General features: G+C 58.4%; 6 protein-coding genes and 1 pseudogene. 5 read left to right on the forward strand and 2 right to left on the reverse strand.

Annotation, left to right across the window (positions count from 1 at the left end; genetic code table 11):
- Positions 1-17 precede the first annotated feature (17 nt).
- Positions 18-986, forward strand: a complete 969-nt coding sequence (secF, locus tag RQH86_RS09105; RefSeq protein WP_055851716.1) for a protein translocase subunit SecF — start codon at positions 18-20, stop codon at positions 984-986.
- Positions 987-1,207: 221 nt separating this feature from the next.
- On the opposite strand, the pseudogene RQH86_RS09110 reads toward secF, so the two are convergent.
- Positions 1,208-1,462: pseudogene (locus RQH86_RS09110) on the reverse strand (phage integrase N-terminal SAM-like domain-containing protein); the annotation flags it as partial.
- A gap of 142 nt (positions 1,463-1,604) precedes the next feature.
- Here RQH86_RS09110 and RQH86_RS09115 point away from each other — a divergent pair.
- The 4 genes from RQH86_RS09115 to RQH86_RS09130 all read left to right on the forward strand — a co-directional run bounded on the left by RQH86_RS09115 (position 1,605) and on the right by RQH86_RS09130 (position 4,370).
- Positions 1,605-1,904 carry a DUF5076 domain-containing protein gene (locus RQH86_RS09115; protein ID WP_311240598.1) on the forward strand — a complete coding sequence of 100 codons (300 nt, stop codon included), beginning with the start codon at positions 1,605-1,607 and terminating at the stop codon, positions 1,902-1,904.
- Between the two features lie 180 nt (positions 1,905-2,084).
- Entirely contained in the window at positions 2,085-2,594 is a 510-nt protein-coding gene (locus RQH86_RS09120; protein WP_311240599.1) for a hypothetical protein, read from the forward strand.
- Positions 2,595-3,006: 412 nt separating this feature from the next.
- Entirely contained in the window at positions 3,007-3,636 is a 630-nt protein-coding gene (locus tag RQH86_RS09125; protein ID WP_311240600.1) for a hypothetical protein, read from the forward strand.
- A gap of 74 nt (positions 3,637-3,710) precedes the next feature.
- Entirely contained in the window at positions 3,711-4,370 is a 660-nt protein-coding gene (locus tag RQH86_RS09130; protein ID WP_311240601.1) for a hypothetical protein, read from the forward strand.
- A 334-nt stretch (positions 4,371-4,704) separates the two neighbouring features.
- On the opposite strand, the gene RQH86_RS09135 is transcribed toward RQH86_RS09130, so the two are convergent.
- Positions 4,705-5,982 (reverse strand): carbohydrate porin, encoded by a 1,278-nt coding sequence (locus RQH86_RS09135; protein ID WP_311240602.1) that lies wholly within the window; start codon positions 5,980-5,982, stop codon positions 4,705-4,707.
- Positions 5,983-6,066 lie beyond the last annotated feature (84 nt).

Raw genomic sequence — 6,066 nt, forward strand, 5'->3', positions numbered from 1 at the left:
AACGGAAGATCTTTTCCATGAAATTGTTCCCGCTCCATCTCATTCCCAACGACACCAAGATCGATTTCATGCGCCCGCGCAAGCCGGTGCTGATCCTGATGCTGATCCTGGCGGTCGCTTCGGTCGGCATCATCGTCGGCAAGGGCTTCAATTACGCGCTGGAATTCACCGGCGGCACGCTGGTGCAAACCAGCTTCCAGAAAACGGTGGATGTGGACCAGGTGCGCGAGCAGCTGTCCAAGGCCGGCTTCGAAAACGCACAAGTGCAAAACGCCCGCGGCGGCAACGAGGTGATGATCCGTCTGCAGGCGCGTGAGCAGCACAACAACCGGGACGATGCTGCGCGCACCGTTGCCGAAGAAGTGCGCAAAGCGGTCAGCACCGAGCAGAATCCGGCCACCGTGCAGCCCGGCGAGTTCGTCGGCCCGCAGGTCGGCAAGGACCTGGCCTTGAACGGCGTCTACGCCACGGTGTTCATGCTGGTGGGCTTCTTGATCTACATCGCCTTCCGCTTCGAGTGGAAGTTCGCGGTGGTGGCCAGCGTGACGGCGTTGTTCGACTTGCTGGTCACGGTGGCCTTCGTGTCGCTGACCGGTCGCGAGTTCGATCTGACCGTGCTGGCCGGTCTGTTGTCGGTGATGGGCTTTGCGATCAACGACATCATCGTGGTGTTCGACCGTGTGCGCGAAAACTTCCGCGGGTTGCGTGTGGAACCGCTGGAAGTGTTGAACCGGTCGATCAACCAGACGCTGTCGCGCACGATCATCACCGCGGTGATGTTCTTCCTGTCGGCCTTGGCGCTGTACATCTACGGCGGCGAATCGATGGAAGGTCTGGCCGAGACGCACATGATCGGTGCGGTGATCGTGGTGATCTCCTCGGTGATCGTGGCGGTGCCGATGCTGAGCATCGGGCCGTTTGCGGTGACCAAGCAGGATCTGCTGCCCAAGGCCAAGGATGTGGAGGCGCTGGCGCGTCGCCCTTGATCGGTTGAGTTGCAGAGCTTCACGAAAAAACCGCGCATTGCGCGGTTTTTTCGTTTCTGGCGTTGGACGTCGTGACTGCACGGTTGTGCACTGTGACACCACGACTCAAGATCTTGAACACCAGGGATTTCGTCGGACACGTGATGCCGATTGATACGCGATACTTTGCGGGAGAGAAACACCAGCGCCGCCAACGCCTGGTTCTGTGTGTCCGCAGACACCTGTGCATTGGCCGCCAGGCGGGTGGGGAACGCCTCAACCTCCACTTGGCCCATCTGCACCAAACAACCCTTGCCGCTGGTCAGGGTGAAGCGCCGTATCCAGCTCAGATAGGCCTGCTCGGTGTGCAGGCTGCAGTGCCGTACCCGCAGCGGTCGCGCACCTGATCGAGCAACCGCGTCGGCGGACGTGCTGTTACGCCATTGTTTTTGGGGGCGTATTTCATACGCCTGCGTCCTTGCTGGATAACACTCCAAGCGCCTGCATGGTCGAAACCGCTCTCCATCGTGCTACCCCTTGATCGCGGCTAGGACTTCTCCCATTCACAAGGCGCCAGCGATCGAAGATACTCCGTGCAACACCGCATTTCGGCGGTCCAATAGTAGTTAGGCCCCAGACATGCATTCTGACGAACTCGATATTCCTCCAGACGCTTTGACGGATCCCGAGGCCTTTGAGCTCATGCGACTGTGGGCAGCCCACGGCCAACTCCACGTCATCATTAGTAGCGAAGTGGACGGTACCGCCGAAGATTTTGGAGAGCTCCTCGCCGATCTCTTCGAGCATGCCTCCCGCATGTATGCACAACGTGAAAATCGGTCACTCGCGGAATGTCGAGAAGCCATGCTGCAGGACTTCCTCCGGCGCACCACTGCACCAAAGGCGAGCATTGAAGGCTCGCGCACTGCGGAGCACTGAGTGAGGCCTAACAATTCATTCAAGCCGAAGCCGCTTCGCGGCTCGGCTTAACTCAGGCATTAGCCGCTAATGGGAGAATCACGTCACGTGAAGTGCTATCAGTGCCCTTCTCCGGCCATGTATCAAGTTGGGGATCAGAATATCCCGCTGTGCCTCAATTGCTACTCAAAGGTGGCATACATGGAGCAGCAACAGCTGGAGAATCACGAGCGCATGCTCAACTATCTAAGCGATGAGATAGCCTTTAGCGTTGGCATGCCATCCTTGGGCGGCCCCCGGTTTCAGCCGCGCCCCAAGCCAGTTCACGTCGGAGACGTCCGTTTGAACAATATTTCGGTCAATAACAGTGTCGTCGGCACAGTCAATACTGGCTCAATAGGTAGTTTGGACCAGTCCATTTCTGCTTTGGTCCAGCTTAATGAGCCGCAAGTTGCTCAAGCGTTCAAAGGACTTTCGGAGGCAATCCTTCAGAGCGGCGACCTGACTAAGAACCAGCGCAATGAGCTCATTGAGGCACTTAACGCCATCTCGCGAGAGGCCGCCACGCCGCCCGAAACACGCCAAAACACGGTTGCACTATCGCTCTTGGAGCGGGCCGAGAAGATTACATCAATGGCTAACGACATCAGTGAGGTATGCCAGCGTTACTGGCCAGCCATCGCCGCGGTATTTGCGTCGGTTAGCGGCTAACAATTCATTCAAGCCGAACCCGCTTCTTAATTCAGGCGTTAGACAGCAGGAGAACTTCAATGGCACTCAAGCTTTTGGTATTGGCAGCAGCGACTCTACTGTTGTCGCCCGCAGCGTCTGCGCAGTACGGAAACAATGACTGCTATGACGCAAAAGAACGTGCTACATCTGCTGCTAGTGATCTTTCTGACTACGCTCGCCGCCTTCAGCGCTGCGCGGAATCAGGCGATATTTCAGACGATTGCAGCACCGAATTTCGCCGGCTCAGAAATTCGCACAGTGACTACGAGTCCGCAGTGTCTGACATATCCAGCTACTGTGATTAGTCAGTTGCTGTCTAACAAATCATTCAAGCCGAAGTCGCTTCGCAACTCGGCTTAATTCAGGTGTTAGCCAGACCTATCAGGCATCCATGCTCGGCACGAAGAACAAAGGGCTCCCGCTTGCTGCTATCGCGCTAGTCGCCATGGCAGTCACATGCGTTGCATACATGCAGGGCTACAGATTCGACCTCTCAAAAGATTCCGCACCCGCCTGGATCCAGGCCATTGGCAGCATCCTCGCAATCGTGGCGGCCGCTTGGATAGCCAAGCAGCAGAATGTGCATTCCCGCACACTTGAAGAGTACAAGCAAGCAAAAGCGGACAAGCAAAAACTGGAGGTGATCATGGCACTTATGGCCCGCTCGCAGCGCTTGGCGATTGACGTATGCAAAGCCTATGAATCGAATGAACAGGAAGATATAGACCAGATAACGCCGCCACTCATGGCCGACACGCATCACGCACTGATGGCATTGCCAGTGTTTGACATACCTGAGTGGCAGCTTTCATTGGACGTACTAATGATCAGTCGGGCACTAGCTTCACTTCGAGAGCAGTTTCTTGCCTTGCAAGACTCCACGTCTGAAGAAGAGTTTCGTTCAAACCTGAAAGACCTCAATGAACTTGCAAGTGAAATTAAGCAGGTTAGTGGTGATGCTGTGTCAATCGCTAAGAAAGAGATCAACGAGCGAGACCTGGTTCTTTACAGGTCTGGCTAACAATTCATTCAGGCCGAACCCGCTTCGCGGGCTAGATTAATTCAGGCGTTAGGCCTCATGTCCAAGGATCTCGCATGATCAGGATCATCAAAAAGCGCTTCGCCGAACTAGAGGATCAGTTAGGTGTTGTCGCCGGAACGATGCAAGTTAAGCACAGCGAGTTTTCCGGCGGCTACGAACAGGTCGAAAGTGAAAAGCTCCTCAACTGGTGCGTAAAAGCGCGGAGCCTCATTGCCAGTGCGTGCGGGAAGGACTCGGATCATTACGTGGCACTAATCAAGGCGGAGGAGCCTCAGCAATTCTTTGGCAACCATGAGAACCTCAAGAACCTTCGTGCAGTTTTTCTCGCCGCTCGCGAAGATTTCGAAGGGGGGTATCTGATCCCTCTGCGCAATTTGGTGCAAGCCGAAATCGCCGATTCGGAGCTTGACCAAGCGCGAGTGCTTCAGAAGTCGGGTTACGTCTCGGCCGCGGCCGTGGTGGCTGGAGTAGTGCTGGAGACGACGCTGAGAACTCTGTGTGATTCCCACGGCATCCCCCATGGCAAGCTCGACAGGATGAATGCTGAGCTCGCAAAAGCCGGGCAGTACAACGCGCTAATGCAGAAGCGCATCACGGCCCTCGCCGCGATTAGGAACAGCGCGGCTCATGGCAAGCCTGAGGAGTTTACAGCCGCAGATGTTGCCGCCATGGTGGAAGATATCGAGCGCTTTGCTCAGGTTTCACTAGCATGAGGCCTAACAATTCGTTCAAGCCGAAGCCGCTTCGCGGATCGGCTTAACTCAGGCGCTAGGCAGTGGCGGGTCATTACAGCTTCGGCATCCGCTGTCGCGTTATCTTGCGTGGCCAGCGGCTGGCTGCGCGCGACCGGGTCGGCTGATAGCGCCTCATTGCGTGCGGTCGCGCGACTACGCGGCTCATCGAACTCTGTCGGTTACCGGCAAATGCCCAGGCCAACCGAGTCGACGCAAATGCGTTGCACTGCAGTGAGGTGCAACCCACCCGCCACTCACTTCAGGCAGTGGTGCCCGCCAAGCATGCGCGCAACGCGCGCAGCTTCTCCACGGGTCACAAATTCCAATCGATCCGCATGCCCGCAATCAACGCATTCTTCAGATCGTTGGTGCGTGTCGGCTCGTTGAACTGGTCTGGGTTGATCACGTAATGCAGGTTCGGGGCGATGCGCAGGCGCTTGGTGACCTGGATGCCGTAGCTGAGCTCCATCATGATCTGGTTGTCGGCGGGGGTGCCGGTGCCGCCGGCCGAGGCGCGCGCCAGGCGCAGGTTTTCGATCGCTTCGTCGCTGTATTTCTGTTGGGTGATCACGAAGGCGATGTTGTCTTGCGGGCGGCTGGCGAAGGTGCCTTTCTGCACCAGGCCCAGTTGCACGAAGTGATCTTCGATGGCTTGGCCGCCGGTGCTTTGCAGAATCGCGCCGAAGACGGTGAGGCCGCGGGTGCCGGAGGGGTCAGGGTTGGTAACCTGCTGCTCGAAGCGGCCGAACAGGCCCGAGCGGCCCTGCTTGTTTTCATAGCCCAGCCCACTGAGCACGGCCGGGTTGCCGTTGCGGTCGCGCAGCGGGTCGGTGTAGTCGGAGTTGTCCTGCCAGCCGCCGAGTTCGTACATCGCGGCCATGCTGCCGTCGCCGCCCTTGTTCTTGTAGCCCACCGCATAGGGCACCACCACGCCGGTGGTGTCGTCGGTGCTCCACTTCAAGCCGTGCTGGCCGTCCTGCGCCTGCACCGGGTTCACTTCATACGCGCCGACATGCACATAGACCTTGGGCGTGACCCAGGCGGTGGCGTGCGCGGCCCAGCTGGACACCGGCCAATAGGTGAAGTTGCTGGTGCGGAATACGAAGGTGGGGTTGCCGCAGGCTGAGTTGCCCTGGAAGTACTGGCACAGGTCCGAGCCGAGGAAATGGATGTTGGCGACGCTGCGGCCGGCTTCCAGTTCCAGGCGGTCGTTGAAGAGTTTTTGCAGCAGGGTGAAGTTGGCCAGACGCGTGCCCTGGCCGCCGTAGATTTCCTGCACCGAGGTGCTGTTGCCGATGCTGCTGTTGGACAGATTGGTGCCGTGACGATTGGAGACGTAGAGCTTGATGGTGGCGCCGTTCCAGCCGAACAGGCGGTCCATGTCGACATCGGTGCCGACCATCAGCTGGCCGGCGTAGGCATCGCCGCTCTTGCGGCCGCCGTCGATCATCGAGGCGGCTTCGCCGGTGTAGCCCAGCTTGAGCTTGAAGGCATCGGCGGCGTCCTGCGCCTGGGCGAGTGGGGCAATCGCCAGCGCGAGCGACAGGCACAGCAGGCGGGGATGGGCGCGGCGGGAGGGCAGGGCAGTCATGGCGGGACTCCGAACAAAGAGGGCGTGGCCAAGGTGGCGAACGCGACAGCACGTGGGTGGGCAAGCCGCTGGCGGCGCACATTG

Origin of the sequence: Xanthomonas sp. WCS2018Noco2-27 (assembly GCF_031843525.1) — a bacterium.
Classification (GTDB): Bacteria; Pseudomonadota; Gammaproteobacteria; order Xanthomonadales; family Xanthomonadaceae; genus Xanthomonas.

Excerpts from the sequence above, each read along its gene's own strand:
- RQH86_RS09135 (WP_311240602.1), bottom strand. The coding sequence starts at position 5,982 with ATGACTGCCCTGCCCTCCCGCCGCGCCCATCCCCGCCTGCTGTGCCTG.
- RQH86_RS09115 (WP_311240598.1), top strand. The coding sequence starts at position 1,605 with ATGCATTCTGACGAACTCGATATTCCTCCAGACGCTTTGACGGATCCC.
- RQH86_RS09120 (WP_311240599.1), top strand. The coding sequence starts at position 2,085 with ATGGAGCAGCAACAGCTGGAGAATCACGAGCGCATGCTCAACTATCTA.
- secF (WP_055851716.1), top strand. The coding sequence starts at position 18 with ATGAAATTGTTCCCGCTCCATCTCATTCCCAACGACACCAAGATCGAT.
- RQH86_RS09130 (WP_311240601.1), top strand. The coding sequence starts at position 3,711 with ATGATCAGGATCATCAAAAAGCGCTTCGCCGAACTAGAGGATCAGTTA.
- RQH86_RS09125 (WP_311240600.1), top strand. The coding sequence starts at position 3,007 with ATGCTCGGCACGAAGAACAAAGGGCTCCCGCTTGCTGCTATCGCGCTA.